This is a genomic window from Streptomyces sp. SID5643 (assembly GCF_009872555.1).
Classification (GTDB): Bacteria; Actinomycetota; Actinomycetes; order Streptomycetales; family Streptomycetaceae; genus Streptomyces; species Streptomyces iakyrus.
Map to the genome: position 1 here is coordinate 23,756 of NZ_WWIC01000224.1, position 24,485 is coordinate 48,240.

The following is a 24,485-nucleotide window of genomic DNA, read 5'->3' on the forward strand; positions in this document are numbered from 1 at the left end:
CGATCGACACGAATAGAGCTATCGCTATTGACTCGGTACGCCCTCATGGTCTCTACTAGTCGATAGCGATAGCCCTAACGCTCCGTTGAGCAGGGGTTACGCGCCCAGCTCGACCGCAGGAAGCCCCTTCCCCTCACGGGGAGGGCCGGGGTTGATAGCTCCACCAAATCCCCCGGACCAGTCACCTGGCTGGTGTGGCTCCCGCGTTGCACGTCGCAGCGCAGATGCGCTGTCCGTCCTTCAGGACGCCGGTATCGACCCGTGCGGCCTGACGGGCGGAGAGAGCACCGCGACGCGCCCCCCGTCCCTCCGACCACGAGGAGTCCCCCTATGACGACCACGACGCCCGCGATGCCGAAGGCCCGCAAGCGCCGCCGCAAGACCCGCACCTCGAACGTCAACCACCTCACGCCGATCATCGCCTCGGGCCTCAAGGTCAACGAGATCGACCTCACCCCCGGCAAGGAGCACCTGGTATGCCCCGACTGCTCCACCTGGGTTCCGATCACCGGCATGCTGGGCACGCCGAAGCTGGTGCCCCACCACACCGGCCGCGCCAAGAACGCTGAACCGCGCCGCTGCACGGCCGGCAGCAACCGCAAGGTCGCCATCGACGTCGAGGTTGACGCATGGCATACGGAGCTGATCGAGGCTGTCCCGACCACCGCCTCCCGGCGCGCCACCAAGGTGCTGCCGAAGCCCAAGGTGAAGCCCGCCCCGGCCGCCAGCCAGATCAAGCCCGCCCCGCTCAGCGCGGAGCAGATCCGGCAGGCGTTCCGGAAGCACCAGCAGCAGTGCCCGGCCTGCAAGGGCGAGGCCACCGGCCGCGACGGACAGCCGCTGCCCTGCCACGACGGCGAGCGCCTGGCCGTCACCTTCCTCCGGCTGTACCGCCAGGAGCCCAAGCGTCAGGCCGTCCGTGAGTTCTTCGCCCGGGAACGCCGGCGCTTCGACCGCCAGTACGCCGCGGCGGCACCTGCGAAGCGGAAGTCCGAGTGGGCCGCGGTGCTCCAGAAGGTGAAGGACGCCGACGACCTGCGCTCGCAGGTGCCTGCCGGTGACGCGCCGACCGAGGCCCGCAGCGTGCCGCTCGAGACCCTCCACCCCGCCTGCTGACTCGCACCGAACGCCCACGGCCCCGGCCATCCCGAGCAATCGGGGAGGCCGGGGCCGTGGCCGCTCGTACGAGCGGTCGCAACAACACGACAGCCCCGGCGACTTGAGACCCCCGGGGCTGTCCAGGACCTGACTGGAGGACCTGATGCAGCACAGCATGACATGGACCGCGAAGCAGCCGCGGGCCGGGATCATCGACGACATCGAGCGCGAGGACGACTCCAAGGGCTACGAGCCCGAGGACACCGCTCGCGTCGACGTCGCCCTGGTCCTCGTGCGCATGGCCGCGCCGGTGCTGGCTGGTTGGGAGGTGGCGGCGTGATCACCAGCCTGACCGACGCCGAGCGAGAGGCGCTCTCGCAGAAGAACCGGGAGCAGAACCAACGGTCGGAGAGGCACCAGAAGTGAGTGCCCGTCCGACCGATGACCTGTTCGTCCGCTACATGAAGGCGTTCGAGGACTCCACCACGCATACCGGTGGCTGCCCGGCCTGCCAGGGCGAGACGCCGTGTGCGGAGGGGGCGCCGATCCACGAGAGGTTCGCCCGCCTCCAGGACGCCTACACCGCACGCCAGAAGCAGCAGCGCTGATCCCCGGCCCTGCCCGTCGTCCCCGCGCCGTTCCCGGCCGGGGCCGGCGGAGAGCGCCGGGAGCTCCCCGCCCGCTCCGGCCGTCCGGCCGCCACAACACGCAACAGCCCCGGGGCGGCCACCCCGGGGCTGACTTCTGCACTGGACCTTCTGGGAGGCCCTGATGAATCGCACGTCCATCGTACGCACCAGCTACGCCCCCGACGCCGACCTGCCGGTCAACACCAACTGGCGCGAGGACGGCGCCTGCACGCGGGAAGACCCCGAGCTGTTCTTCCCCATCGGCAACACCGGCCCAGCGCTCTTGCAGATCGAGGAGGCCAAGTCGGTGTGCCGCAGGTGCCCGGTGCTGGAGCGCTGCGCCTCCTGGGCGCTGGAGATGGGCGAGGCCCACGGCGTGTGGGGCGGCATGAGCGAGGACGACCGCCGCCGCATCAAGCGCCGCGCCGCCCGCAACCGCAAGGCCGCTTGACCGCACTGACGGTTGCCTGAGCCGCCCGCACCGGCCGCTGACCACGGCGGCCGGTGCGGGCGGTGAAGGGGAGCCGGACAGCGCGAGCAGTCCCACTGCACGGGAGCCAAGGGCAACTCCCCTCCCGCCTCGCAGCACACCACCACGCCGCTCGCCCGCATGCCGGGCCGCCGGCCTTTCCACATGGCTCCGCCCGGGAACGATCCCGAGCTTGCTGCACTCCACTGGAGGACCGATGGCGCACACCATCCCGCTCAAGACACCGCTGGACGACACCGGCCTGCCCCACCGCGAGACCCCGGCCAACCCGGCGGTCACCGCCCCGGCCGACGCCTCGCGGTACTACCACCCGCACTTCGTGGACGCCCGGCCTGCTCCGGACGGCGGCAGCATCGCCTTCCGCTTCAGGGCCTTCACCGGTTTCGAGTCGCAGCCGGAGATGCCGGCCGCCGCGTACGACGACCCGGCGATGAACTGGGAGCTGCGTGACCAGCTGCGCGACCAGTACACCGCCGCCCGCGTGCTCTGGTCCCAGACCCGACTGCGCCGCCAGGCCACGCCGCTGCTGCACAAGGCGGCACCGCTGTGGTCGGCATGGACAGCGGCTCGGGACGAACTGGTCGCCACCTTCGTACAGTTCTGGAGCACCGGCGACGGACACTGGCGGGCGCAGCTGATGCGCCTCACGGACGCGGAGCGTGCCGCGAAGGAGGCCGCCGACGCTTTCGACAGCGTCGCTCTCCAGCTCGCGCAGGTCGCCGCCGACCAGGTCGACGTCGCCGGGTGGGACGAAGCGCTGTCACTGACGAAGGTGGCGAGGGAGCTCGGGTACGACGCGTCGGACTGGAAGATCCACCACGTTGACGACTACACCCACCCGCTCCCGCAGTACCGCATCGTCCGGGACGGCGTCGACCACTACGGGCGGGCCACCCCGTTGGTCGCTTCGGCAACGCAGCTGATCGAGGAGCAGCGGGAGCGGCTGCGTGAGGTCGCCGCCCTCGCCGGTGACACCGACCCGGATCGCCGCGCGCTCGTCTGACCCCGCCACGGGCCACCGCTTCGCGCCCGCCCGGCGGGAGCCGCACCGAGTTTCGCCCCCGCCTCGCGACGCTTCGCGAGACCGGCCGCCCGCCCCCCCGGGCCGCCGGCCTTTTCGTGCGCGCGGAGCGGGTAGAGCCGGTGCCAGTTTCGTGATCACCCGCCCACATCGACCGCCGCTTCGGGAACGCGCACCCGCGTTTCGGGAGCGGCCCCCGCCGTTTCGCGCACGCCCTTAACGCCCCCTCGGAGGCCCCAACATGACGATCACCGACTGGCCGCGCACCGCGGCTGAACCCGACCCCGACACGAGCGCACCGGCCGCCGTTTCGGGAACACCTCAGCCGGTTTCGCGGACGCCCGGCACCGTTTCGGAGACGCCGGAGTTCGTTTCGGAGACGGAAAGCGGAACCGGAACGGACCGCTCCCCGGCGAAGCTGACCGGCACCCAGAAGTGGACAACCGGCGCGATCGTCATCGCCGCGCTCGCCCTCGCGGGCATCGGCCTGTACCTGTCCTTCGAGCACGTCGCGGACTTCGCGTTCAAGGAGCTCCGCTTCGGCTCGCTGGGCAAGGGCCAACTGTTCGCGGTCGGCGTCGACGTCGGCATCATGGTGATGATCGCGGTCGACCTGCTGATGGCCTGGCTCAAGCGCCCCATCAGCTGGATTCGCTACCCGGTGTGGCTGCTGACGGCTGCGACCGTCGTCCTCAACGCCGCGTCCGGCGCCCCGGAGGGGGCCTGGAAGCTGATCGACTACGTCGCCGCCGGCGCCCACGGCGTCGTGCCGGTCCTCTTCATCACCGTGGTGGAGCTGGGCCGTGACGCCATCGACCGCGTTGTCCGGCCTGAGCAGGCCGAACGGGACTCGATCCCGTTGCTGCGGTGGATCCTCGCCCCGATCGCAACCGCCCGGATCTTCCGCCGGATGCGGCTGTGGGGCGTCACCTCCTATCCGGAGATGATCCGCCGCGACCAGCAGCTCATCGCGTACGAGCAGTGGCTCAAGCGCAAGTACAAGGGCGACATCACCCAGGCGTCCGAGGATGAGCTGCTGCCGATGAAGATGGCGCCGTACGGCTACACCGTCGACCAGGCCCTGGCGATGCCCGATGAGCAGGAACAGGCAGCTCAGGAGCGCGCGGAGGAAGCCGAGCGCCGGCGCCTGGACGCGGAGACGCGCAGCGAGGTCGCCAAGGCGGAGTCCGAAGCCGAGCGGCTGCGTGCCAAGGGCAAGGTGGAGATGGTCCAGGCGGAGGTCGACGGCCAGACCGGCCAGGCCCGCGCCCACGCCCGCGCCCAGGTCAGCGCCGCAGAGCGGGCCGCCGCGCTGGAGCAGGAGGCGCTGGACCAGGCCGTCATCGCCGAAGCCCGAGCCCGTGAGGCGGAGGCGGAGCGCAAGGAGGCCGACGAGCGCGAGGCGAAGGCCGCCGCTGATCTCCGCGCGGCGGAACTGGAGCGCCAGGCAGCCGAGAAGCGGAAGGAAGCGGCGGAGGCCGACCGGGTCGCCGCGGCGGAGGCTCAGGCGATCGAGACCCAGAAGATCGCCGAAGCCCGCGAGGCCGCTGCCGAAGCGAACCGGCGTGCTGCCGAAACGGAGAGGGCTGCTGCCGAAACGCAGCGTGCCACCGCCGAAGCCGCCCGCAAGAAGGCTGAGGAGGAGCGCCTCGCGAAGGTCGCTCTCGCTGATGCCGCGCGCGCTGAGAAGGAAGCCGCCGAAGCCGAGCGGGCCGCCGCCGAAACGCGGAGGGCCGCTGCCGAAATCGAGCAGCGCGCGGTCGAAGCCGAGGACGTCGCGAAGCTCAAGCCGCGCGAGCGGGCGGTCCGCCGGGTCGCCCGGATGATCCTCGCGGCCGGCGGCGACGCCGACCGGCTGCCGCTGGCCGACATCCAGCACGAGCTGGCGGTCACCTCCCCTGGCACCGCCTCCGAGTACCGCCAGGAGGCAGCCGAGCTGCTCGCCGGCGGCTACCGCCCCTGATCCACCGTCCGGCACACACCAGTGAGGGCCAGCCCGCGGGATTCGGGCTGGCCCTCGCTGCGACTGCCGGAAGCAGTCAACAGCCCCCCGAGTACAGCAGATCCGACCCCCACGGAGGACCCCGTGAGCACCGAAGACAAGCCCTTCTTCGACGACCCGAACGCGGCGCTGCGCGAGATCGCGCAGAATCCCGCCGCCTACGCGCACTACCTCGCGGATTTCAACCGGGTCGTGCTGGACATGCAGGCCAAGCTGGAGATCCTCCAGCGCGAGACCCGCGTGCACTGCCGCGGAACCCGCGTGGAGGGCGACAAGATGGGCCAGGCTTTCCTGCGCTCTTTCCCGGTGGAAAAGTCCCTGAACGACATTCTCAAGAACCTCAAGAGCATTAGTTCGGGACTGGAAAAGAGCGCCCACAAGCGCCACGCCCACGACGAAAAGGTGAAGGAGGTCAAGAAGCAGCGAAAGGAAAAGGCGCAGATCAAGGCGCGTAAGAACAACCCGCCGCTTCAGGCCGCGCCGGAAAGCTCGGCGCAGCAGGGTGCGCAGAGCCCGAATATGGGTTATGGTGGCCCCACGTCGATTTACAACCTGGACCGCAGGGAGTCGGCGTGAGCGCAGGTCGCCCGCTCACGAAAGCAGAGCGGAAGGCGTTCAACCGTGCGAAACACGAGCAGAAAATCAAGCAAGATCTGATCGCTCAGCACGGTAACGAACTCGGCCAGTTCTACTACTGGCTTCGAGTCGCGAATATGCGGGGCACGCAGACTTATCACGAGGGAAACCCGGACTTCGTCCGCGAGGTCGCGCTCGCCCTGCACAACGTCTACAGCCGTCACTTCGGCTAGCTCCCCGCGTCCCGCACGAAGGGCCGCTCCCGATCCCCGGGGGCGGCCCTTCGGCGATCCCAACGCGTGCCGCGCGTGCCGCGTGCCGCGCGTGCCGCGCACGCGCGTACGCGAGGCCGGTGCCGACTGTCAAGCCCAGGAGGAGGGGTCGCGTGTCCGACGACACCGACAGCAACGTGATTAACCTCCCCACCCGGGGCAGCGATTCCGGCGGCATGCCGGACGCTCCCGACGGCGGGGAAATCTTTTATTCCGAACCGCCCGACAGTGGCTCGGGCGGCGTCGTTCCCCCGGAGTCTCCGGCGGAGACGACAATGGAACTCCCGCCTGTTCGCGGCCCTATTTCCCCGGAAACCGCTTTGAGGGAAACGGGAATGCCCAGTGCGCCGGATCCTGACGACGGAGAATATGAGGAAGGCGAATACGAGCAGCCTCGTTCTCTCGCCGATCGGCTCGGTGACTGGCTGGAACTGCGGATCGAGATGGCGAGGGAACGGCACGCCTCCGAAGCGCCGTTCCGTGAGGCGGAAATAGCGCGCAAGGCCGCGCTTCTGGAAGCCCGCACCGCCCAGGAAACCGCGATGATGGAGCAGAACGCCAAGCTCCACACCGCGCAGATGAAGGCGAAGGCCGACAAGGCGGCGGCGCGCGGCAAGGCCGACGCGGCGCGGTCCTCCAGCTCGGGCCTGGGCGCCGACAAGGGCGGCCGCTCGAAGGCGGGCGGCGGGGGCGGCTCACGCGGAGGCGGCGGCAACTCCGGCGGCTCAGGCCGGGGCGGAACCGGCGGCGGCCGGGGCTCGGGAACGAACGGGTCCGGCGGCACCGGTCGTGGTTCCGGGAGCGGCAACTCCCCCAAGGGCACCGGGAAGGGCTCTGATCGCTCCGCTGGCGGCCGTGGGGGTGCCTCGAAGGGCAATGAGTCGCCCGGAGGCCCGAAAGGCCGCCAGAACGGCTCTGGAGGCTCCGGCGCGGGCAAGCCTGGCGCGGGCAAGGGAAGTTCGGGCGGCTCGGGCAAGAACGGCTCGGGCAACTCGGGTTCCAGCAAGGGCGGCTCGAAGGGCGACGGCGGCAAGTCGCAGAACTCGCCGGCCTCCAGCCCCCGGACCGAACGCGCCCGCGGCCGCCAGGAGCGCGCCGCCGCACGCCAGGCCGCCCGGCAGCAGCGGCGTGGTGCCGACCAGGCCGCCAACCTCGCCGACCGCAGCAAGGACCGCGACCAGGACCGCGCCAACCGGCAGGCGGAACGGGAGCAGCGCCGCAGGGCGAAAGCCGAGCGGAAGGCCGCGAGGAAGGCGAAGCGGGAGGCCGCCAAGGCCGCCGACGACCGCACCACCCTTGGTGAGGCCGTGGCGGAGGAAGCGCAGCGCCGCTGGGACAAGCGCCGCGCAGCCGACAAGGCCGCGAAGGACGGCAAAGCCAAGGACTCCACCGGCGACAAGGACGCCAAGGACTCCGAGGCCACGACCAAGAAGATGCCCAAGGACGGCCCTGAGTCGTCTTCTGACGGCCCGAAGGACGGCTCCGCGACCAAGGAGCCGGACGACGGCAAGAAGAGCGGCGAGAAGCCGTCTGACGGCTCCGGTGCAACGGACCCGAAGGACGGCACCGGGACGGACGACGTCAAGGACCCGCCGGGCGCTGACGACAGTGACGACGGCCGCTCCTTCAAGGAGAAGCTCAAGGGCTTCTTCACCAAGCCCGGCGAGGACACCACCCCGCCCGAGCCGGAACCCTCGACGCTTCGGCCCGAAGACCTCAACGTCACGGTGGACAGTCCCGGCCGGTCCAGCCGTCCCCCGAAGTCCGAAAAGGCTGAGGAGGACATCCCGGACGCGGTCGTCGTCGAAGACGCGGCCGATCCCTTCGGAGCCACCGTCTCCAGGCCGGCCAGCCTCCCCCGGGCCCCTGAGCCCCACACCCAGCGTCCCGGCACCACCCGACCCACTGCACAGGAGGACCCCGTGGCATCGGAGGTCAGGAAAACCGCGTCGGGCCAGGCCGGCATGGCGGCCAAGCACAGGACCGACATCACCTTCGGCGAGTACCTGATGGAGATCGTGAACATCGCGATCGCCGCCGCGCTCGACAAGGACCGCGCCCAGGACCTGGCCATCGCGCTCGGCAAGGTCGCCGACGCCCTGCGGGACATGGCGGCCGACCTGGGCAGCGACCACAACATCGCCACCGAGGTCGTCGACCAGATCACGGACCTGGCCGACGCCGCGGCCCGCATGAAGCAGCTCGCCGAACGGTGCGCCACCGAGTGCGAGATCGCCTCGGAGGCCGCCCGGATCGCCGCCATGTCGGTCGGCCGGACCTACGGCGAGGACATCCAGGCCATGGACGACGCGGGCCTGGCCCACGCCTCCGCCGCCGCCCACCACGACTAGGAAAGGGGTTCGCCGTGAGCGACCTCGCGCCCACAACTGGCGGCGCTGCTGTCCACACGGACGGCGACAACCGATACAAGGCCGTCCAGAACAAGCTCAAGACGCTCGGCAAGGCAATGGACATGGCCCACAACGAGCTGGAGGCGTTGCTGCGCGGGATGCGCATGAACGCCCAGCGCGCGGAGGGCCTGGCCGTCGAGATCGCCAACGCCGAACTGGACCGCAAGTTCATCGAGATGACCAACCAGGTGGCCGTCGCCCTGGGCGGCGCGGCCGTGGAGGTCCAGAAGCTCAACGAGACGGCCCAGGAGGTGTCCGGTCTCGCCCATGACGCGCGGCGTACGCACGCGCGGCTGTACGAGGGCCTGGACACCGTCCGCTCCGGCCGCAAGGAGCGCACCCCCAAGCCGGGCTTCTTCGCCCACTGACCTCTGACCCACCGAACCCCTGATGGGCGGCCCGCCAACGACGGCGGGCCGCCCATCGCCATCTCTCGAAGGAGAACCCCGTGTCCGTGCCGCGCAGCGTCGCCCTGGAGCGCACCCTCTACACCCTGGCCGCCCCGGTCCTCGCCGCGGCCCCGAACCTCTACCCCGACAGCCCCGTCAACACGGTCGTGCAGCTGGCGGGCGCCGCCGGCATCGGCGGCTGGGTCCTGGCGTACAAGAGCGACGAGCCCGGCACGGGACGCAAGTTCCTGCGCTGGTCGCCGCTCGTGCTCGCGGCCGCCGTCGACGTCGCCGCGAAGAACACCATCGGCTGGGGCCCGTGGTGCATGGACGCCCTGCTCGCCGCCGGGTGGGCGGCGGCCGGCCTGCTGGTGATGCCGTTCTCCCGGCACACCCGCCGCCACCACCGGCCTGCCCTCGCCGCCCCGGCCCCCGCGCCGCAGCTGCAGCCCAGCCCCGAGCCCTCGCCGGTGCAGCTGGACGACGGAGCCGACCACTTCACCCGGCAGGTCCGTCAGCTGTGGGAGAACCGCGGCCTGCCCGGCCGCACCATCGTCATCAAGGCCACCCCGCACCCCGGCATGCGACATGACCTGTCGCTGCTGCTGCGCGCCTCGGAGGCCGGACGGCCCATCACCGGCCTCAAGGAGGAGGACGTCGCGGCCGCGTTCGAAGTCGACGTCACCGATGTGCGGATCGAGGACGTGGCCCGGCAGCACGGTCGCGGAGGCGGGCCGGGCTGGAAGGAAGTCCACGTCACCCCCGATGCCGCGGAGCGGCGCCGCAAGGCCCCCACCGCCCACGAGTGGTGGGCCGACCGGATCGGCGCAGTTGGCGGGCCCGTGCCCGGCTCGGAGTTCGTCAGGGAGGTCCGCGACCATGCTCGCCGGGTCACCCACTACATCGCCCAGGTCCCCGACGAGATGGGCGAGCCGCGCGTCAACAAGCACGCCCTGGCGGCCGCGCTGAAGACGAAGTACGACGAAGGCCGGCTGTTCGTCACCGTCGACGGCAGCCAGGTCCTGGTCTCCCTGTGGGACAGCTCGCCGCTCGCGCAGGTCTTCCCGGCCACGAGGGAGCTGCTCACCCCGGATAAGGACGGCCGGTGGGTGACCGGCTACCTCGGCAACGGTCAGCCCGCCCGCAACCGCGTCTACACCGACCGGGGAGCCGCGCACGGGATCTTCGTTGCCCCCTCCGGTGGCGGCAAGACCCAGCTGATGGGCCTGCACGTCGCAGCCGATGCCTTGTGGGGGGCCGTGGTCATGCTGGCCACGGAGGCGCCGGACGAGAAGACGGCCGCGCTGGGTAAGCACACTGCCCGCTACGGCGTCGGCGCGCTCTACATGATCCGGCTCCTGCGGGCCATGGTCGCGCTCATGGAGATCCGCGGCGAGATGCCGTGGGAGGACGGCCAGGTTCACGAGTGGGACCCGACCCGGCCGGGCTGCCCCTACCGGATGCTCTCCGCCTACCTCGATGAGTTCCTCTCCGCTGCCCGCCACGGTGACTACGGCGCGGAGATCATGGACCTCGCGGAGCTGGTGTCGGTCAAGGGCCGCAAGTACGGCGTCGGCCTGAAGGTGGCCGGCCAGTCCATCTACGTCCAGGACGGGTTCACGCAGCTGCTGTGCGAGAACCTGCGCGACAACTGCATCCCCGTCGTGCTGAAGGTCGCGCCGAAGAAGGTCACCGACATGTTCAAGGCCCTCGGCATCGCGCCCGAGCACATCCCCGACCCTCTCCCCCGCTCCTTCTCCCCCGAAGAGAAGGGCCGGATCGAGCGGATCATGCGCGGCGAGCCGGAGCCGCCCGCCGACTCCAACACCGGTGGCGCCGGCTGGATCGTCGAAGGCAAGCAGCCTGAAGTCCTGCGCACGCTGTTCATGGACTTCAAGGCCGGCATCGACGGCTACTTCCCCGACACCGTCGCCACCCTGACCGACTACGAGATCCGCGAGCTTGAGGCGCGCGACCTGTGGTTCGACTGGACCGAGCCGCCCCGGCCCGGCGAGTTCGGCCCCGAGCCCGATGACGAGGACGGCGACGACGGCGCGCCCAAGAAGGGCGGCGACAAGCGCCGCGGCGGCAGCAAGCCCGCCCGCCGCGACGCGGTCACCTCCCCCCGCCAGGCGCTGGAGGCCATCAAGAACCTCTCCGGCGTCTGACCCACCCCCGCACCCAAGCCACGCAGGGCCCGGCCGCACCGGCCGGGCCCTGCTCACACCTGGAAGGACCCACCGCCCGTGGCCGTATCGGTCTCCGCCGTCGTCCTGCTCGGCATCGTCGTCTTCGTCCTCATCCGGGGCGGCTACGTACGCATCTCGCACGCCCTGGCCTGCGCCCTGCTCGGCTTCTTCCTCGCCTCCACCGGCGCCGCGCCCACTATCACGAGCGCGATCAGCACCGTCACCGGCTGGATCTCCAGCATCTGACACCGCCCCGGCCGCCGGCGTCGAAGGCGCCGCCACCCCCGCCCGCGCCTTCGACGCCCCAGGGAGTTCCGATGCCCCAGACCCACCCCGCCATAGACCAGACCACCCCGACCACCGCAGCACCCGCCCCGCCCAAGGCGCTGTCCCTCGAGGAACGCCTGACGCTCATCAACACGGAGATGACCGCGCGCCTGGACGAAGCGGCCGTCGCCTACGAGGTCAACACGGCGCACATCGACACCGAGCCCGTGGACCTTTCCGACGTCGTCACCGGCCCCGTCGACACCGGGCCTGCCCCGCTGCCGGACCTGTACCCGACACCGGTCGCGGCCCTCCTGCAGCGCGCCCACCACCGCCTGATCACCGGAGGCTGGTGCTCCGGCGCCCTGGTCGACGAGGACGGCGCCCGCTGCATGCTCGGGGCCATCCGGATCGAGGCCCGCGGCGACCGCGGCCTGGAAGCCGACGCGGCCGCCGTGCTCCTGGACGCGATCCGCCGCAAGTTCGGCGACGACGTCGACTCCGTGCCGTCCTTCAACGATGCGCACGGCACCGGTCGCGTCCCGATCCGCATGCTCGACCAGGCCGCCATCCTCGCCGACGCCCGCGGCCTCTAACCCCCAGCTCCGGACCACCTGCCTCGCACCCGAACCCCTCGCGGTCGGGTGCGGGCCAGGCCGTCCGGCCTGCGCACCACCGCCCACCACACCGACCCGAGCGAGGGAGTCGCCCCGCCATGCAGTCCAACGACAAGCCCATCAACGGCCAGCACACGAACAGTCCGAGCTTCTTCGACCTGTTCGACCAGACGCCCCCGCCGCCGCTGCTGTCCGATGTGGAGGACGTGCCCCGCCCGAAGCGCTTCGCCGGGCTGCGCGAGGCATGGGACGCGTCCTGGGAGCCGGGCGGCTTCCTGTACGAGCGGTGGCAGGAGTTGTTCGAGGCCCGGCGCCTCGGCTGGCATGAGATGGCCAACTGGATCAAGGCCGTGCTCAGCCTCGCCGGGGTCTGCGCGGTCATCGTCCTGTTGGACGCTGCCGGCGACATCGTCAGCGCCGTGCTGCACCGCCTGTCCGCCACCCGCACGGTGATCGAGCCGCCCGGAGTCGACACCACCAGCGGCCTGTGGGGCGTGATCGACAACCCGATCCGCTCCTACATCGGGCAGCACAGCGTCGGCCTCACCGTCCCCGGCACCGCTGTCTACGCCTTCTGGCAGTTCACCGGGCTCATCGGCCTCATCGGCGGATTCGCCGGCAGCACCGGCGCGCGCATCCTCTGGGCCGGGTGGGGCTTCTCCAGCGTCGCCATGGTGTGGTCCGCCACGCCCGACGGCAGCCGCACCGTCGCCACCGGCATCGCCGCCCTGCTGTGGGCCCTCGCCAGCATCGTCGCCCTGCGCGGCCTGAGCCTGCGCCCGGTCATCAACAACCCGGAACCGGCTACGCCGCAGGTCAACATCTACCCCGCGTTCCACATCCCGCCGCAGCCCGCGCCCGATCACGACGACCTGGACGACGAACCCGACAACGTCCACCGGCTCCAGCGCTGACCCGCCTTCCGCCCCGTCCAGCACCAGCACCGAGCACCGAAGGGAATCCGATGAAGCCGCAGCTGGCAGAGACCGAGTTCTGGGTCGGCACCTTCCACGGGAGCCACGACGGCCGCCCCGCCAAGGTCACCGCGACCCGGGACGACACCCGCCTCAAGCCGTACGTCTGGACGTGCACGTGCGGCGCGTCCCGCTCCTTCCCGACCGAGGACGGCGTGTGGCCCACCGCCTGGCGGCACACCCACCCCACCCGCTTCGACCGGCTGCGGTCGTGGGCCGCCCGCCTGTTCAGCGCCCGCACCGCCCGCTGACCTGACGCCCTGCCTGGTCCTCGCCCCACCCCCGCACGCCGGGGGCGGGCGAGGACCGGACAGGCCGCCTGGCCGAACGCACCACCCGCTGCGCCCCGCCGACACCAGCACGACGTCGGCGGGGCGTAGCACTGTCACCCGACGACTGGAGGAGATCACTCGTGCTCATCCCCCGCCCGCGCCGCCGGATCGGCCGGCCCCGCCCGCAGCGTCCCGGCCCCCGCTACCCGCACCGCCCCGACCGGCTGCCCGGCGCCTGGAGCAGGTGATGCCGCGCCCGAGGAAGAAGCGCCGCCGCGAGGTGAAACGGGTGCCGCGCAGCGACGCGACGCTGCCGGAGTTCGACCGACGCGCTTGTCCCGAGGGCCTGGTCACCCGGCGGCAGTTACGCGAGCGCGGACTGAGCCCCGGCGGGCACGGCCCGGTCGCGGTGCTGCGCTGCAAGGCGTGCGCCTACCGGCCCGACCAGTCGTGCATCCATCCCACCCGGGCCTGGCTCTACAGCGTGGAGCTCGCCCGGCCGAAGCGGGTGCCGACGCTCGCGCAGGAAGAGGCGCTGGACCGGGCGATGGCCGCGAGGTCCACGTGCCCCCAGTGCCGCCGGAGGTACTACTTCTGCCTCCCGCTGCGCACCCAGGGCGTCTGCGACCCCTGCGACAAGGGCTACGAGCCCAGCCCCGACACCTACATGGCGTCCCCGGCCCCGGTCGTCCACCGGCTGGCCGCATAGCGCGAACCCCGTCCCAGCCACACAGGCCGGGACGGGGCCCATCCGGGCGGCCGCAGCACCGGCAAAGGCCGGCCGCCCGCTCCCTCACCCTTCGAGATCAGGAGAACCCCAGCATGCATGCTCACCGTCCCGCCGTCTTCGCCGCCCTGCTCGGACTGACCCGCGCGGCCAGCGCCGTCGGTGATTTTTGGGTCCAGTCGGATTTCTGTGCCCGCGTGAAGGGCGCCTCCGACGACCACCCGGTCACCTACGTCGACCCGGTCACCGAGGAGAAGACGACCCACGGCACGGCCGATGGCCGTAAGGCGTGCCTGAAGCACTGCCTGACCTACACGGCCACGCAGGCGATCGTCGCCGGGGTCGGCGCCCGCGCGCTCGGGATCCGGGTTCACCCGGCCGCCGCCGCGGCCGCGCTCGCCATCTCCTTCGGCACCCACTACGCCGCGGACCGACGCGTCCCGGACAAGGGTTTGCTGGAGCGGATCGCCACCAAGACCGGCAAGGGCGGCTTCTACAAGCTCGCCGACTTCGGCATGAACGGCGCCTTCCACCTTGACTCCGCCTGGCACCACGGCTGGGAAACGGTCGCGGCCGTGGTCGCCACCACTAAGGCGACCACCCGATGACCGGCCGTTCCCGCACGCGCCTGGACCGGGTGCGTGCCTCGCTCGGCATCGCCCAGCTCGCCCTCCAGCAGATCGAGGACGACCTGAGCGCCGACGACGTCGACGCCCCCGAGCTCGCCGCGATCCTGCGCGAGCTCCAGGAGGACGTCGACGTCCCCGGCGGCCTCTTCCCGATGCTCGCGCAGGTGGTCAGCACCGCCGCGCGGCGGGCGGAGCAGATTGAGCCGGACCGCGACGGTGACGCCTCCTGCCCGCTGCACGAGGCCGCCGCCCTGCTCACCGACAACGCCGGGCAGCGCCTGAACTGGGCTGCCCGCTCCCTCGACCCGCAAGGAGACGTCGCATGACCTCGGTGCTGTACCCGGACCTGCCCGAGAACGGGCTGATCGTGCTGATCGGCGCCTCTGGTGCGGGCAAGTCGACGCTGGCACGCACCTGGCCGGCCTCCCAGGTCCTCTCGCTCGATGGTCTGCGGGGCGTGGTCAGTGACGACTGCGGCCGGCAGGACGCTACGGCTGATGCCGCCGACGTCCTCAAGCTGATCCTGGAGCGCCGGATGGCCCGGAAGGTCAACACGGTGATCGACGCCACCAATTGCGAGCAGCACATCAGGGTGGAGCTGGTGATGGCCGCCAAGCGGCACGGCATGCCGACCGTCGCGGTCGTCGTCGCCACGCCGCTGTCGGTCTGCCTGGAACGGCAGGGGCCGCGGCCGGACAACCGGCGCGTGCCCGAGGACGTCGTCCGCGCCCAGCACCAGGCCATGGTCCGCTCGCACCAGCAGCTGGCCGCCGAAGGCTTCAACACCATCGTCTTCGCCGACGCCCTGTACCGCCTGGAGCCGTTCCTGAAGCGGCTCGCACAGGTCCGGGAGGCCGACCTGGGGTGCGACGGCAGCGAGGGCCTGGGCGACCTGTGGCTGGTCCGCCGATTCTTCGGCCCGGAGATCCTTCCGCTGTGGCGGTGGCGGCCGGGCTCGGACCTGGTGACCGGCCGGGACCGCGTCGCGGAGATCCGCCTCGGTCAGCAGTACCTCACCCTGGCGTACCGCGACGACGTCGACGGCGAGGGCGACTTCGGCTTCGACGTCCTGCTGCCCTGCCCCGTCGACCCGGAGTGCGCCGGGCAGGCATGGGCGCCGGTCTACTCGGTCACCGACCTGCACAAGGCGCTGACCGGCGCCATGGACAACGGCCCGGACATCGTCTGCACCGTCCACGGCGACGGCGTCGACGACGACCAGGACGACGACCCCGAGGGCCGCGCGGACCTGGAGGCGCAGTACGCGGACGCGGTCGCGTGAGCCGCGCCGCCGACGGCCCGCACTCACACCCGCTCACCCCGGCCGAACTCCCGGCCGGGGATGAGTGGTGGCACGGCTGCCCGGACTGCCACCTGCCGATCCAGGGCGGGGCTGCCGGCCTCGCCGCGCACCGTCGCACGGTCCACACCAGCGCCGGTGATCCCCGGCGCCCGATCACGATCCATCTGGACTTCTGACCCGCCCTCACCGGCGTGACGGACGCTCCGTGCCGCCCCGGCCTCCCTGTTCGAGGCCGGGGCGGTCGCGGTGGTCCCTCACCACCGAACAGCGAGAGGAGCTGGACGTCATGCACCTGCGGATCTACGAGGTCGACGTCCCCATACACGACACCAACCACCCCGACCGGCACGGTGTGCACGTCTTCACCGGCGTCGCCGACTCCCCGGCTGCGGCCCTACGTCGCGCGCACGAGGTGTACGACGCCGCCCTCGCCGCGCACACGGCCGGACTTGAGATCCCCGGCAAGCAGCCGGACAGCTGGGGAGCGCGCGGGCTTCGGCCCGGCTGGCAGATGGAGTGGCCCGCCGCGAAGGCCGGCCTCTGGCACAACCCCGTCAGCTGGACCAGCCGAAGCGACTTCGCGCTGTAGCTCCGCCCCGGGACAGCCGCTCTGCTTGGCGGCTGGACGGCTGCCCCGGGCCCATCCATCCCGTACGAGACGAGACGGAGAACCCAAGTATGTCGTCCCTCCTGCGCGTTCAGGGCCGGATCGGCCAGCGCACCCTCTTACTGACGACCGCCGCCGTGCCATTGACCGGCTGGGCGGTCCACGCGGTCGCCCTGCACAAGCAGCTCGCCGCGACCCGCCGCGACCCGCTGACCGGCCTGCTGCGCCGCGACGCCTACACCGCCCGCGCCCGCCGGCTCCTGGCCCGCCACGGCGACGACACGGCCGTGGTCCTGGTCGACCAGGACCACTTCAAGGCCGTGAACGACACGATGGGCCACCCGGCCGGGGACGCCGTCCTGGCCGCGACCGCCGCGCGGCTCACCGCGTGGGCGGGCCCGCGCGCCGCCGTCGGCCGCCTCGGAGGCGATGAGTTCGCCGTGGTCCTGGAGCTGCCCGCCGTCCGCCTGGAGCAGCGCCTCGCGCAGTTGGTCCGCATGCTGCACACCCCGGTAGTCCTCGAGGACGGCCGCACCGTCGACGTGGCCGCCTCGGTCGGAGCCGCGACCCCGCACGCGGTCGGCTCCCGCGACCTGACCGTGCTACAGCGGGCCTCCGATGCCGCGCTGTACGACGGCAAGCACTCGGGCCGCGCCGCCGTTGCCTCGCCCGCGCACACCACGGTGCCGTCCATCAACGGCCGCCGCGCCGGGCGCCCGGGAACGGCCGTATGGGGGCGGGCAGCATGAGCACCGCGACCCTCCCGCAGGGCGACTGGATCCGCGGCATCAGCGTCCAGCAGCCGCACGCCACCTGCATCCTGACCGGCGCAAAGGGCATCGAAAATCGCCCCAAGCCCTGGAGCTGGCGCGGCTGGATGCTCCTGCACGCGGGCCAGCGGATCGACCGGCCCGCCCTGCGCGTCCCGCTGATCGCCCGCACGATCCGCGGCCGGGAGCTGACCACCGGAGCCGTGATCGGCATCGCACGCCTGGTCGACTGCCACCAGGACCCCGAGGGCTCCGAGCCCTGCACGCCGTGGGCGCAGGCCGGCACCTGGCACCTGGTCCTCCAGGACGTCCAGGAGCTGCCGCTGCCGGTCCCCGCCGCCGGGCAGCTCGGGCCCTGGAAGCCGACCGAGGACCTGCTGGACCGCGTGTTCCAGCAGCTGCCCGACTTCCGGCCGTGACCCGCCCGGGACGCACGAAGAAGGAGAAGCCGCCGTTCGAGCCGGGCCTGATCCCGGCTCCCGGTGAGCTTCTCGTCTGGCGCGATGGCCAGCACTTCGACCGCTGGCAGGACCTCCCCTGCGAGCTGTGCGACAAGCCCACGCCCATGCGCGCCCACTCCGGTGAGCCCGTGCATAAGGCATGCGCGGAGGGCTGGATCTCCGCCAATCCCGTTGAGGCCCGCCTCGGGCGGTTCGCCTCCGACCTCGCGCCGAAGCCCAAGTCCAAGGACAAGGGCCAAGGCGACCACGCCTGACCTCCACCTGGAGGACCTCCATGAGCAGCACCGACCGCGACGTCGACCACGCCCTCGCCTACCCCGAGCCGCCGGCCTCCCCGCTCTGGCATCGCCACGGCGCGCAGGCCCGGCCGCTGACCGATGCCCAGCGGAAGCGCAACCGCGAGCTGCTGGACATCGCCCAGCGCACCACCCGACCCCGCTCCCCTCGCCCCACCAAGCCCCTGGCGGAGGCCAGCTGATGGACACCAAGCACTGCGCCGTCGACGGCTGGGTCGACGCGATACCCGTCCCCGGCCCGCGCATCGGGACCGCCACCTTCGACCTGATCGTCCGACCCGCCGACATCGACGCGCTCGCCGACGACGCCCCCGACACGGTCGTCACCTGCACCAGCGGAGACCCCCGGATCACCCACGAGCTGCTGAACGGCATACAGCCCGGCGACCTGCTGCGCGTCACCGGCACCCTGGTCCAGCCGCCGGCGCACGGCGAGCCCGCCCGGCTCACCGTCGACGCCCTGGAGGTCCTGGACACCGGACTCATCCCCGTCCTGCGGGACATGGTGATGGACCGCTACGGCGACTACTGCGTCATCTTCGACGCCGACCGCGACCAGGTGCCCGTCTTCACCGCGCTCGGGCAGTGGGTCGGCGAGGCGGACAACCCCGACGCCATCGCCACCCTCATCGACATCCACGAGCGCGTGAACGGCGGTGACACCTGATGGCAACCGCCCCCGAAAAGGCCCGGACCGTCTTGGAACGGTTCCCCGCCGGAGGCCCCCGCGGCTCCTGGCCGGCCGAAGAGTTCGCCGCCGCCCAGCGCGCCCAGGGCACCAACGCTCAGGTCGTGATGGACCTGCCCACTGACCAGTTCCTCGTGGTCACCGACACCTCCACCGAGTAGCGCCATCCCCGGAGCGCCGCGCCCTGCCCTTCCCGGCCGGGCGCGGCGCTCCCGCACGTTCCCGCCCTTCACCCAGAGCAGGAGGCACCCTTGCGCCCGATCCGCCTGATCTCGTTCGGCTACCTGCACTTGCCCACCGGCCCGGACGGCTCCCCCGTCCCGCCCGCCGCCGACCGGATCGAGGACGTCCGCGACCGGCTCCGCGACCCGGCCGCCGCCCGCGACATCCTCGACCTCGACGGCCTCAACCCCCGCGTCCAGGACGTCGTCCTGAACACGCCCGGCGCCCGCGAGCTGCTCGCCAACCTCGCCGACTACGCCGACCTACCCGCCGGCCCCCGCCGCATCGCCATCGGATGTGCAGGCGGTAGGCACAGGGCAGCCGGACTCACCGAGCTCCTTGCCCGCGAACTGCGTGCCCGCGGCCGCCAGGTCGACGTCGAACACCTCCACGTCCATCTCCCGCGCGTCCTCAAGGCGGCCGACACCGGCACGGGAGCGAGCGCATGACGACCACAGGCCTGTACGACCTCGTGACCAGCGAGGGTGACGACGGCACCATGCACCCTGCCGAACAGCTCTGGACGCCCGGCGAGGACGCGGTGGAGAACGGCTTCATCGTCCATCGCGGCATGCACGTCACCGGCATCGACGACCCCACCGACGATCACCTCTACCCGGTCGGCTTCGTCGTCCTCGGACACCAGCGGTGGGCCGACATCATTGAGGCCGCCGCCGCGTACATGGCCCGGGTCCACGGCTGGCGGAACCTGCATCTGTACCCCGGCGACGACCCGGCGGAGCGCATCCCCCGCATCCCACGCGCCGTCCTCACACACGGCGTCTTCTTACGACACCCGCACCCGGATCACGGCTGTGGGTGCGAGTGGGATGAGACATGGCGGATGGTGTGGGCGCCGGCCGATGAGCCCGGAGCCGTACCGATCACCGCCCTGCGGCATCCCGCCGCCGCGGTGACCGCTGCCAGCATTCCCGACCCCGACCACGGCGCTCCGGCGACCTGGTCTGCGTGAGATCAACCAAGAAGGCCCCGTCTCCCGGCAACTGCCAGGAGGCGGGGCCTTCTTGTGTTTCAGGGGGTGACTGAGCGCCTCTCGCAGCGTTGACGAACGAGCGGCACGCCGCATCCGCGGCGCTACGCTCAACCCGGCCGGAAACACGGACGCCCCGTCTTCTGCCAGACGGGACCCCGTACGGGCCGCCACCACGATCAACCGCGAGGAAGAGAATGACGACCACTAACCCCGAGAGTATCCCCCGCTCGGAGGCGCTGAGCGAGGCACAAACGCAGGCCCGCGCCACGCTCGCCTGGCTGCGCCCCGGCAAGAAGAAGGTCATCGCCATCGGTGGCCTCAAGGGCGGGGTCGGCAAGTCCACGATGAGCGTCTTCGTCGCCCTGGTCTACGCCGTCCACTACGGCCTGCGTGTCCTCCTGGTCGACGCCGACCCGCTGTCGCAGACCGCGTACGACTGGCACCGCCTGGCCAAGAAGAAGGGTGACCCGCTGCCCTTCGACATCGAGACCTGGCCTCACGCCCGGGTCGGCCAGCGCGTCCTCGACGACACGGACGGCTACGACGTCGTCGTGATCGACTGCGGCGGCGAGTCCAGCGACATCTTCGGATCCGCCGTAGCGGTCTGCGACCAGGTCCTCTTCGTCACCTCGCCACGCAAGGCGGAGATGCGCCGCATCAAGGGCTCGCTCGACGGCGCCCTGTCGGCCGCCAAGGACCGCATTGCCGAGATCGACGCGTACGTGGTCTTCACCCGGGTCAAGAACGCCCGCGCATCTCACAACGAAGCCGCCCGCGACCTGGTCCGCGGCGCTGGCTACGACCTGCTGGGTTCAGAGGTGCCTGACCTCGTGGACTATGAGGACGCCATGGAGACGTGCCCCAAGGATCTGGGTCACTACCTCAACCTTGTGGAGACGCTGGAGGTCGCAGCCTGATGGCCCGCCTTTCCGACTTCAGCCTCGACGACTCCAGCCCCGCAACGTCCCCTCACGCTGACGGCACGGAGGCCCCCGAAGAGACCAGCGGCAGCAAGGCCCCCGAGAAGAAGGGCGACCGCGCCAGCACCAAGACCGCCAAGGTGCCGGCGGCACGGCTCGGCACGGGACTCCCCGACCCCAAGGCGAAGCCCTCTGAGCAGCTTGTCGTCTGCGAGCGCGCGATCCATGACGCCAAGGTCAAATGGCGGGAGGCCGCCGACAAGGCCATGGCGGCGTTCCTCGAGGAGGCCGGGCCCTACTTCGTGTGGGTCCACGAGAACAAGCTCTACAAGCACCTGAAGGACAACAACGGAAAGCCGTACCGGAGCTTCAACCGCTACTGCCAGGAGCAGCACGGCATCTCCCGCTCCAGCGGCTACCGGATCACCCGCATCATCCCCCTGCTGAACATCCTCGCAAGGGCCGATCACCCGGTCAGCGACCTGTCGTCGCGTCAGACCCAGGTGCTCCACCCGGTCCGGCGACAGCACGGCGAAGACAGCGTGCTCAAGGTCTGGGAGACCGCCTGGTCGACCAAGAAGGGGGCCGTTCCCTCGCCTGACGAGCTGAGCAAGGCCGTGACCCTCTGCGGCCTCGTGGTCCGGGCGGAGGATGACGAGGATGAGAAGCCAGCCCTGACGCAGGCCAACCCTGGTGCGGAAGTTGAGAAGGCCGTCAAGATCCTCGTTCCGGACACGGTGCGGCTTGCCGTGAAGGAAGACCCGGAGAAGGTCCTCCTGCTGGCGAGGACCCTGAACGCGGCCCTGGAAGAGGCGGGTATCACGATCGACTGACGCCCCGGAAAACGTGCCACAGTGGCACACTTTCCGGCCCGCGCCGGGCTTACGGGCTAACCCTCGGAACTGTGTCACAGTGGCACACTTCTGCGGAGCTTCGCTCGAACTCCTGCGGCCCGCCACCTCCCTGGTGGCGGGCCGCAGGCGTGAGGGGTGGCGCCCCAGAGCACTTCAATTGAAGCGCTCTTGTTCGAATCAACTCGAACACTCGCGTGCGAATTCGCACGCCGCGCTGACGGATCAGGGCCCGGTGAAGATGTCGTGCGTGCCGACCCGGCGCCAGACAATGTGCTGCTCGCCGGGAACTATCGACGGCCCGTAGGACCAGGTGGCGCGACCGTTCCCATCCCAGGTGAGTTCGAAGACGCCGGGCGCGCGCCGTACACCCTTGATGCGGAGGCCGGCGCGGAAGGCCCCAGCGCGCAGATCCTCGACGAAGGCCGCCACGGTCTGGCGGAAGCGACGGCGCTGTTCTGGAGTGAGGCGGTCCAGGTCGGTGGTGAAGCGAGGCAAGGTCTCGTAGGTCGGCACGTCGGTCCTCCAGGCAGCAAGAAGCCCCCGGCGTTGCCGGGGGCGGAGAGTCGGTGACGTGGTGCAGGGCGTGGCGTCTTTGGCCGTCGGGTGGGGAGCGGTACGTAGATGTGCGCTCGTTGACGGTGGAGTCGTCTGCTGGCGGTTTTCGCGGTGTGTGAGGCGCGTGGGACCGGGTGCCGCGCAGCATTTACATGGCCCTGGTGGTGTCCGCCAGGCGGGCACCACCGCGTCGAAAGCGCCCGCCGTGCGGGTTCGGCAGTGAAGTTCCGGTGAACTCTCCCGCCGTACGGGATCGCTCTTTTCCGCAGGTCAGAGCCGGTGTCCCCTGTGGGGATGCTGAGTGTCGCGAAGGTTCAGAGGCGTAACGCGTGGCGGTACTACGTGCGCGGAGTCGCGTTCGGGGACGGCCGCCGTCCGGTCGGCAAGTCGTTGAAGGACGCCCAGGAGATGGCCGGCCTCCCGCCCGGAAGGTGGTTGGGGCGCGGCCTGGCCGCGCTCGGGCTCACCGAGAGCGCGGAAGTGTCCGAGCGGCAGATGGAGCTCGTCTTCGGACAGGGCCGGCACCCGGACGCCGACCGCATCGAACGTGACCTCCTGGACGACGGCGCCGACCCGGACACGGCACGACTGGCCACCGTGCTCGGGCAGCCGATCGAAGAGATCGAGGCGCGCAAGCAGACCCCGCTGCTCGCCCTCGACTTCACCTTCCGGCCGCAGGCGTCCCTGATCGTGCTGTGGGCGCTGGGAGACACCAGGACGCGCCGGATCATCGAGCAGGCGCACGAGCGGGCCATCGCCAAGGCGCTGCGCTGGCTGGAGGATGAGGTCGCGGAGACCCGGTGGTCCTCGGGCCGCGGCCGCGCGAAGACCCCGGCGCTTGTGGTCGCCGCGTTCCGGCACTTCGACAACCGGGACGGCTTCCCGCTCCTGCACGACCACTGCCTGGTCCTCAACCGCGTGCAGCGCCGTGACGACGATGGCGAGCCGGTGTGGGGTGCTCTGGACACCTTCCGCCTGTACCGGAATGTGGTGGCGGCCGGGACGCTCTACACCCTCGCGATGACGACCGAGGTGTGTGAGGAATTGCGGCTGGCGACGGTGACCCGGGAGGTGACGCCGGGCCTGCGCCCGGTGATGGAGATAGCCGGTGTCGACTCCGAGCTCATCGACTGGTCCTCCACCCGCCGTCAGCGGATCGAGGACGTCCTGGAGGGCCTCACCTACAAGTTCGCGCAGGAGCATGGACGGCTGCCAGGAGAGAAGGCCCGACACGGCCTCGGCTGGCAGGCGGCGCAGGACACCCGCCCCGAGAAGAAGACCCCGCGCCCGTTGAAGCAACTGCTCGCGTGGTGGCGGGCGTCCGCGCTGTTGAAGTTCGGCAAGCAGATGGTCGACGGGCTCCTTCAGCGCTGCCGCGCGGCGGGCGCGGCGATCCGGGCCCGGGTGGATCCGCACGTGGACGCCGTACTCGCCGCCGTCGACGTCGCCGCGGTCGTCTCCACTGTCCGAGGCACCTTCGCCCGCCGCCACGTCCTGGCCGAAGCCCGCCGGCACCTGCTGGAGACCCTGCGCGGCCAGGAGTTCACGCGCGGCCTGGACGACTACATCGCCGACCGCGCCCTGTCCGACCACTCCCGTCAGTCCACCGTTCCGAAGCCCGGCCGCCGAACCCCGGATGCCGACCAGCTCTTCTATACCGCCGACTTCACCGAGCCCGATCGCTGGTGGATCGCCGGCACCGACGGCAAGCCTCCCCGCGAGTCGAGCCGGTACGAGCGGGCCCGGGTTGCCAGCCTCGCCGTGCAGAACGCGATCCGCGCCGCCCGTACTCCACCCGCCGCCGCACGGGACGACGCCCCGGCCGCCGCGCACACGGAAGACCACCACGATCACGCGTCAGACCCGCCGCACGCCGTCGACCATCCAGGCCGGGATGCCGCACTCACCCCAGCGCAGCGGGCCGCCGCCGTTCAGACCCACCAGCAGGCCGCGATGCCCGAGGAATACCTGGAGGGCCGTACGACCGACCCGGCTACGTGGCTGCGCACACCGGAGAACCTGGAACGGCTCGCCGCCTTCACCCGCACGGCCAATGCCCGCCGCCGCGCCTTCGAGGCCCGGCCAAAGCCCGAGCAGCCGGCCGACGTGGTCAAGCCCGCCGACCAGCAGCAGCACCATATAAACCGGCCCGACCACGGCAGGGGAGCGGGCCGTGACCGGTGAGAGATGGCAACCGGCCAGCGCATGGCCGATCTGCAACTTCACCGGCGAGCCCCCGGAAGCCGGATCGA

General features: G+C 71.3%; 33 protein-coding genes. 32 read left to right on the plus strand and 1 reads right to left on the minus strand.

What is annotated here, in order from left to right; translation table 11 throughout:
* Positions 1 to 330 precede the first annotated feature (330 nt).
* The 31 genes from GTY56_RS25070 (at position 331) to GTY56_RS25215 (ending at position 21,657) form a co-directional block, all read left to right on the plus strand.
* Positions 331 to 1,116 (plus strand): hypothetical protein, encoded by a 786-nt coding sequence (locus tag GTY56_RS25070; protein WP_202510691.1) that lies wholly within the window; start codon positions 331 to 333, stop codon positions 1,114 to 1,116.
* A gap of 157 nt (positions 1,117 to 1,273) precedes the next feature.
* Positions 1,274 to 1,438, plus strand: a complete 165-nt coding sequence (locus GTY56_RS40050; protein ID WP_202510706.1) for a hypothetical protein — start codon at positions 1,274 to 1,276, stop codon at positions 1,436 to 1,438.
* 82 nt (positions 1,439 to 1,520) lie between these two features.
* On the plus strand, positions 1,521 to 1,706 hold the full coding sequence (locus GTY56_RS25075) for a hypothetical protein (protein WP_161367587.1): 186 nt from the start codon (positions 1,521 to 1,523) through the stop codon (positions 1,704 to 1,706).
* Positions 1,707 to 1,869: 163 nt separating this feature from the next.
* Positions 1,870 to 2,178 carry a WhiB family transcriptional regulator gene (locus GTY56_RS25080; RefSeq protein ID WP_161367588.1) on the plus strand — a complete coding sequence of 103 codons (309 nt, stop codon included), beginning with the start codon at positions 1,870 to 1,872 and terminating at the stop codon, positions 2,176 to 2,178.
* A gap of 235 nt (positions 2,179 to 2,413) precedes the next feature.
* Positions 2,414 to 3,220 carry a hypothetical protein gene (locus GTY56_RS25085; RefSeq protein ID WP_161367589.1) on the plus strand — a complete coding sequence of 269 codons (807 nt, stop codon included), beginning with the start codon at positions 2,414 to 2,416 and terminating at the stop codon, positions 3,218 to 3,220.
* A 259-nt stretch (positions 3,221 to 3,479) separates the two neighbouring features.
* Positions 3,480 to 5,201, plus strand: coding sequence for a DUF2637 domain-containing protein (locus tag GTY56_RS25090; protein WP_161367590.1), 1,722 nt, complete (start codon positions 3,480 to 3,482; stop codon positions 5,199 to 5,201).
* Between the two features lie 123 nt (positions 5,202 to 5,324).
* Positions 5,325 to 5,816 (plus strand): hypothetical protein, encoded by a 492-nt coding sequence (locus GTY56_RS25095; RefSeq protein ID WP_161367591.1) that lies wholly within the window; start codon positions 5,325 to 5,327, stop codon positions 5,814 to 5,816.
* Positions 5,813 to 6,049 carry a hypothetical protein gene (locus GTY56_RS25100; RefSeq protein ID WP_161367592.1) on the plus strand — a complete coding sequence of 79 codons (237 nt, stop codon included), beginning with the start codon at positions 5,813 to 5,815 and terminating at the stop codon, positions 6,047 to 6,049. Before GTY56_RS25095 ends, GTY56_RS25100 begins: the two co-directional genes overlap by 4 nt.
* A gap of 152 nt (positions 6,050 to 6,201) precedes the next feature.
* Positions 6,202 to 8,439 (plus strand): ATP/GTP-binding protein, encoded by a 2,238-nt coding sequence (locus tag GTY56_RS25105; protein WP_346345569.1) that lies wholly within the window; start codon positions 6,202 to 6,204, stop codon positions 8,437 to 8,439.
* 14 nt (positions 8,440 to 8,453) lie between these two features.
* Positions 8,454 to 8,867 (plus strand): conjugal transfer protein TraB, encoded by a 414-nt coding sequence (locus tag GTY56_RS25110; RefSeq protein WP_161367593.1) that lies wholly within the window; start codon positions 8,454 to 8,456, stop codon positions 8,865 to 8,867.
* Between the two features lie 80 nt (positions 8,868 to 8,947).
* Positions 8,948 to 11,056, plus strand: coding sequence for a chromosome segregation protein ParM (locus tag GTY56_RS25115; RefSeq protein WP_161367594.1), 2,109 nt, complete (start codon positions 8,948 to 8,950; stop codon positions 11,054 to 11,056).
* 78 nt (positions 11,057 to 11,134) lie between these two features.
* Positions 11,135 to 11,323, plus strand: a complete 189-nt coding sequence (locus GTY56_RS25120; RefSeq protein ID WP_161367595.1) for a hypothetical protein — start codon at positions 11,135 to 11,137, stop codon at positions 11,321 to 11,323.
* 71 nt (positions 11,324 to 11,394) lie between these two features.
* Positions 11,395 to 11,940, plus strand: coding sequence for a DUF6197 family protein (locus GTY56_RS25125; protein ID WP_161367596.1), 546 nt, complete (start codon positions 11,395 to 11,397; stop codon positions 11,938 to 11,940).
* 119 nt (positions 11,941 to 12,059) lie between these two features.
* Positions 12,060 to 12,875 (plus strand): hypothetical protein, encoded by an 816-nt coding sequence (locus tag GTY56_RS25130; RefSeq protein ID WP_161367597.1) that lies wholly within the window; start codon positions 12,060 to 12,062, stop codon positions 12,873 to 12,875.
* A 50-nt stretch (positions 12,876 to 12,925) separates the two neighbouring features.
* Positions 12,926 to 13,186, plus strand: coding sequence for a hypothetical protein (locus GTY56_RS25135; protein ID WP_161367598.1), 261 nt, complete (start codon positions 12,926 to 12,928; stop codon positions 13,184 to 13,186).
* 268 nt (positions 13,187 to 13,454) lie between these two features.
* Positions 13,455 to 13,916 (plus strand): RRQRL motif-containing zinc-binding protein, encoded by a 462-nt coding sequence (locus tag GTY56_RS25140; RefSeq protein WP_161367599.1) that lies wholly within the window; start codon positions 13,455 to 13,457, stop codon positions 13,914 to 13,916.
* A 113-nt stretch (positions 13,917 to 14,029) separates the two neighbouring features.
* Complete coding sequence (locus GTY56_RS25145; RefSeq protein WP_161367600.1) at positions 14,030 to 14,542, plus strand: hypothetical protein; 513 nt, start codon at positions 14,030 to 14,032, stop codon at positions 14,540 to 14,542.
* On the plus strand, positions 14,539 to 14,889 hold the full coding sequence (locus GTY56_RS40055) for a hypothetical protein (RefSeq protein WP_202510692.1): 351 nt from the start codon (positions 14,539 to 14,541) through the stop codon (positions 14,887 to 14,889). Before GTY56_RS25145 ends, GTY56_RS40055 begins: the two co-directional genes overlap by 4 nt.
* Positions 14,886 to 15,845, plus strand: a complete 960-nt coding sequence (locus GTY56_RS25155; protein ID WP_161367601.1) for an ATP-binding protein — start codon at positions 14,886 to 14,888, stop codon at positions 15,843 to 15,845. The genes GTY56_RS40055 and GTY56_RS25155 overlap by 4 nt, the downstream gene beginning before the upstream one ends.
* On the plus strand, positions 15,842 to 16,042 hold the full coding sequence (locus GTY56_RS25160) for a hypothetical protein (RefSeq protein WP_161367602.1): 201 nt from the start codon (positions 15,842 to 15,844) through the stop codon (positions 16,040 to 16,042). The genes GTY56_RS25155 and GTY56_RS25160 overlap by 4 nt, the downstream gene beginning before the upstream one ends.
* Before the next feature lie 110 nt (positions 16,043 to 16,152).
* The gene (locus GTY56_RS25165) at positions 16,153 to 16,455 is read left to right on the plus strand and encodes a hypothetical protein (protein ID WP_161367603.1); all 303 of its coding nucleotides are present in this window, start codon (positions 16,153 to 16,155) and stop codon (positions 16,453 to 16,455) included.
* 89 nt (positions 16,456 to 16,544) lie between these two features.
* A complete protein-coding gene (locus GTY56_RS25170) occupies positions 16,545 to 17,222 on the plus strand; it encodes a GGDEF domain-containing protein (RefSeq protein WP_161367604.1) in 678 nt (225 codons plus the stop codon).
* Positions 17,219 to 17,662: an ASCH domain-containing protein gene (locus GTY56_RS25175; protein WP_161367605.1), complete on the plus strand. Its 444-nt coding sequence runs from the start codon at positions 17,219 to 17,221 to the stop codon at positions 17,660 to 17,662. Before GTY56_RS25170 ends, GTY56_RS25175 begins: the two co-directional genes overlap by 4 nt.
* Positions 17,659 to 17,958, plus strand: coding sequence for a hypothetical protein (locus GTY56_RS25180; RefSeq protein WP_161367606.1), 300 nt, complete (start codon positions 17,659 to 17,661; stop codon positions 17,956 to 17,958). Before GTY56_RS25175 ends, GTY56_RS25180 begins: the two co-directional genes overlap by 4 nt.
* Positions 17,959 to 17,978: 20 nt before the next feature.
* On the plus strand, positions 17,979 to 18,182 hold the full coding sequence (locus GTY56_RS25185) for a hypothetical protein (RefSeq protein WP_161367607.1): 204 nt from the start codon (positions 17,979 to 17,981) through the stop codon (positions 18,180 to 18,182).
* Complete coding sequence (locus tag GTY56_RS25190) at positions 18,182 to 18,667, plus strand: hypothetical protein (protein WP_161367608.1); 486 nt, start codon at positions 18,182 to 18,184, stop codon at positions 18,665 to 18,667. The genes GTY56_RS25185 and GTY56_RS25190 overlap by 1 nt, the downstream gene beginning before the upstream one ends.
* Positions 18,667 to 18,849: a DUF8839 family protein gene (locus GTY56_RS25195; protein ID WP_161367609.1), complete on the plus strand. Its 183-nt coding sequence runs from the start codon at positions 18,667 to 18,669 to the stop codon at positions 18,847 to 18,849. The genes GTY56_RS25190 and GTY56_RS25195 overlap by 1 nt, the downstream gene beginning before the upstream one ends.
* 90 nt (positions 18,850 to 18,939) lie before the next feature.
* Entirely contained in the window at positions 18,940 to 19,359 is a 420-nt protein-coding gene (locus tag GTY56_RS25200; RefSeq protein WP_161367610.1) for a RapZ C-terminal domain-containing protein, read from the plus strand.
* Complete coding sequence (locus GTY56_RS25205; protein ID WP_161367611.1) at positions 19,356 to 19,883, plus strand: hypothetical protein; 528 nt, start codon at positions 19,356 to 19,358, stop codon at positions 19,881 to 19,883. Before GTY56_RS25200 ends, GTY56_RS25205 begins: the two co-directional genes overlap by 4 nt.
* A 215-nt stretch (positions 19,884 to 20,098) precedes the next feature.
* Complete coding sequence (locus GTY56_RS25210) at positions 20,099 to 20,821, plus strand: ParA family protein (protein ID WP_161367612.1); 723 nt, start codon at positions 20,099 to 20,101, stop codon at positions 20,819 to 20,821.
* A complete protein-coding gene (locus tag GTY56_RS25215) occupies positions 20,821 to 21,657 on the plus strand; it encodes a hypothetical protein (RefSeq protein ID WP_161367613.1) in 837 nt (278 codons plus the stop codon). Before GTY56_RS25210 ends, GTY56_RS25215 begins: the two co-directional genes overlap by 1 nt.
* Positions 21,658 to 21,900: 243 nt before the next feature.
* Here GTY56_RS25215 and GTY56_RS25220 read toward each other — a convergent pair whose 3' ends face one another.
* The gene (locus GTY56_RS25220; protein WP_161367614.1) at positions 21,901 to 22,191 is read right to left on the minus strand and encodes a hypothetical protein; all 291 of its coding nucleotides are present in this window, start codon (positions 22,189 to 22,191) and stop codon (positions 21,901 to 21,903) included.
* 384 nt (positions 22,192 to 22,575) lie between these two features.
* Here GTY56_RS25220 and mobF point away from each other — a divergent pair, with 384 nt between their 5' ends.
* Positions 22,576 to 24,417, plus strand: a complete 1,842-nt coding sequence (mobF, locus tag GTY56_RS25225; RefSeq protein WP_524540142.1) for a MobF family relaxase — start codon at positions 22,576 to 22,578, stop codon at positions 24,415 to 24,417.
* Positions 24,418 to 24,485 lie beyond the last annotated feature (68 nt).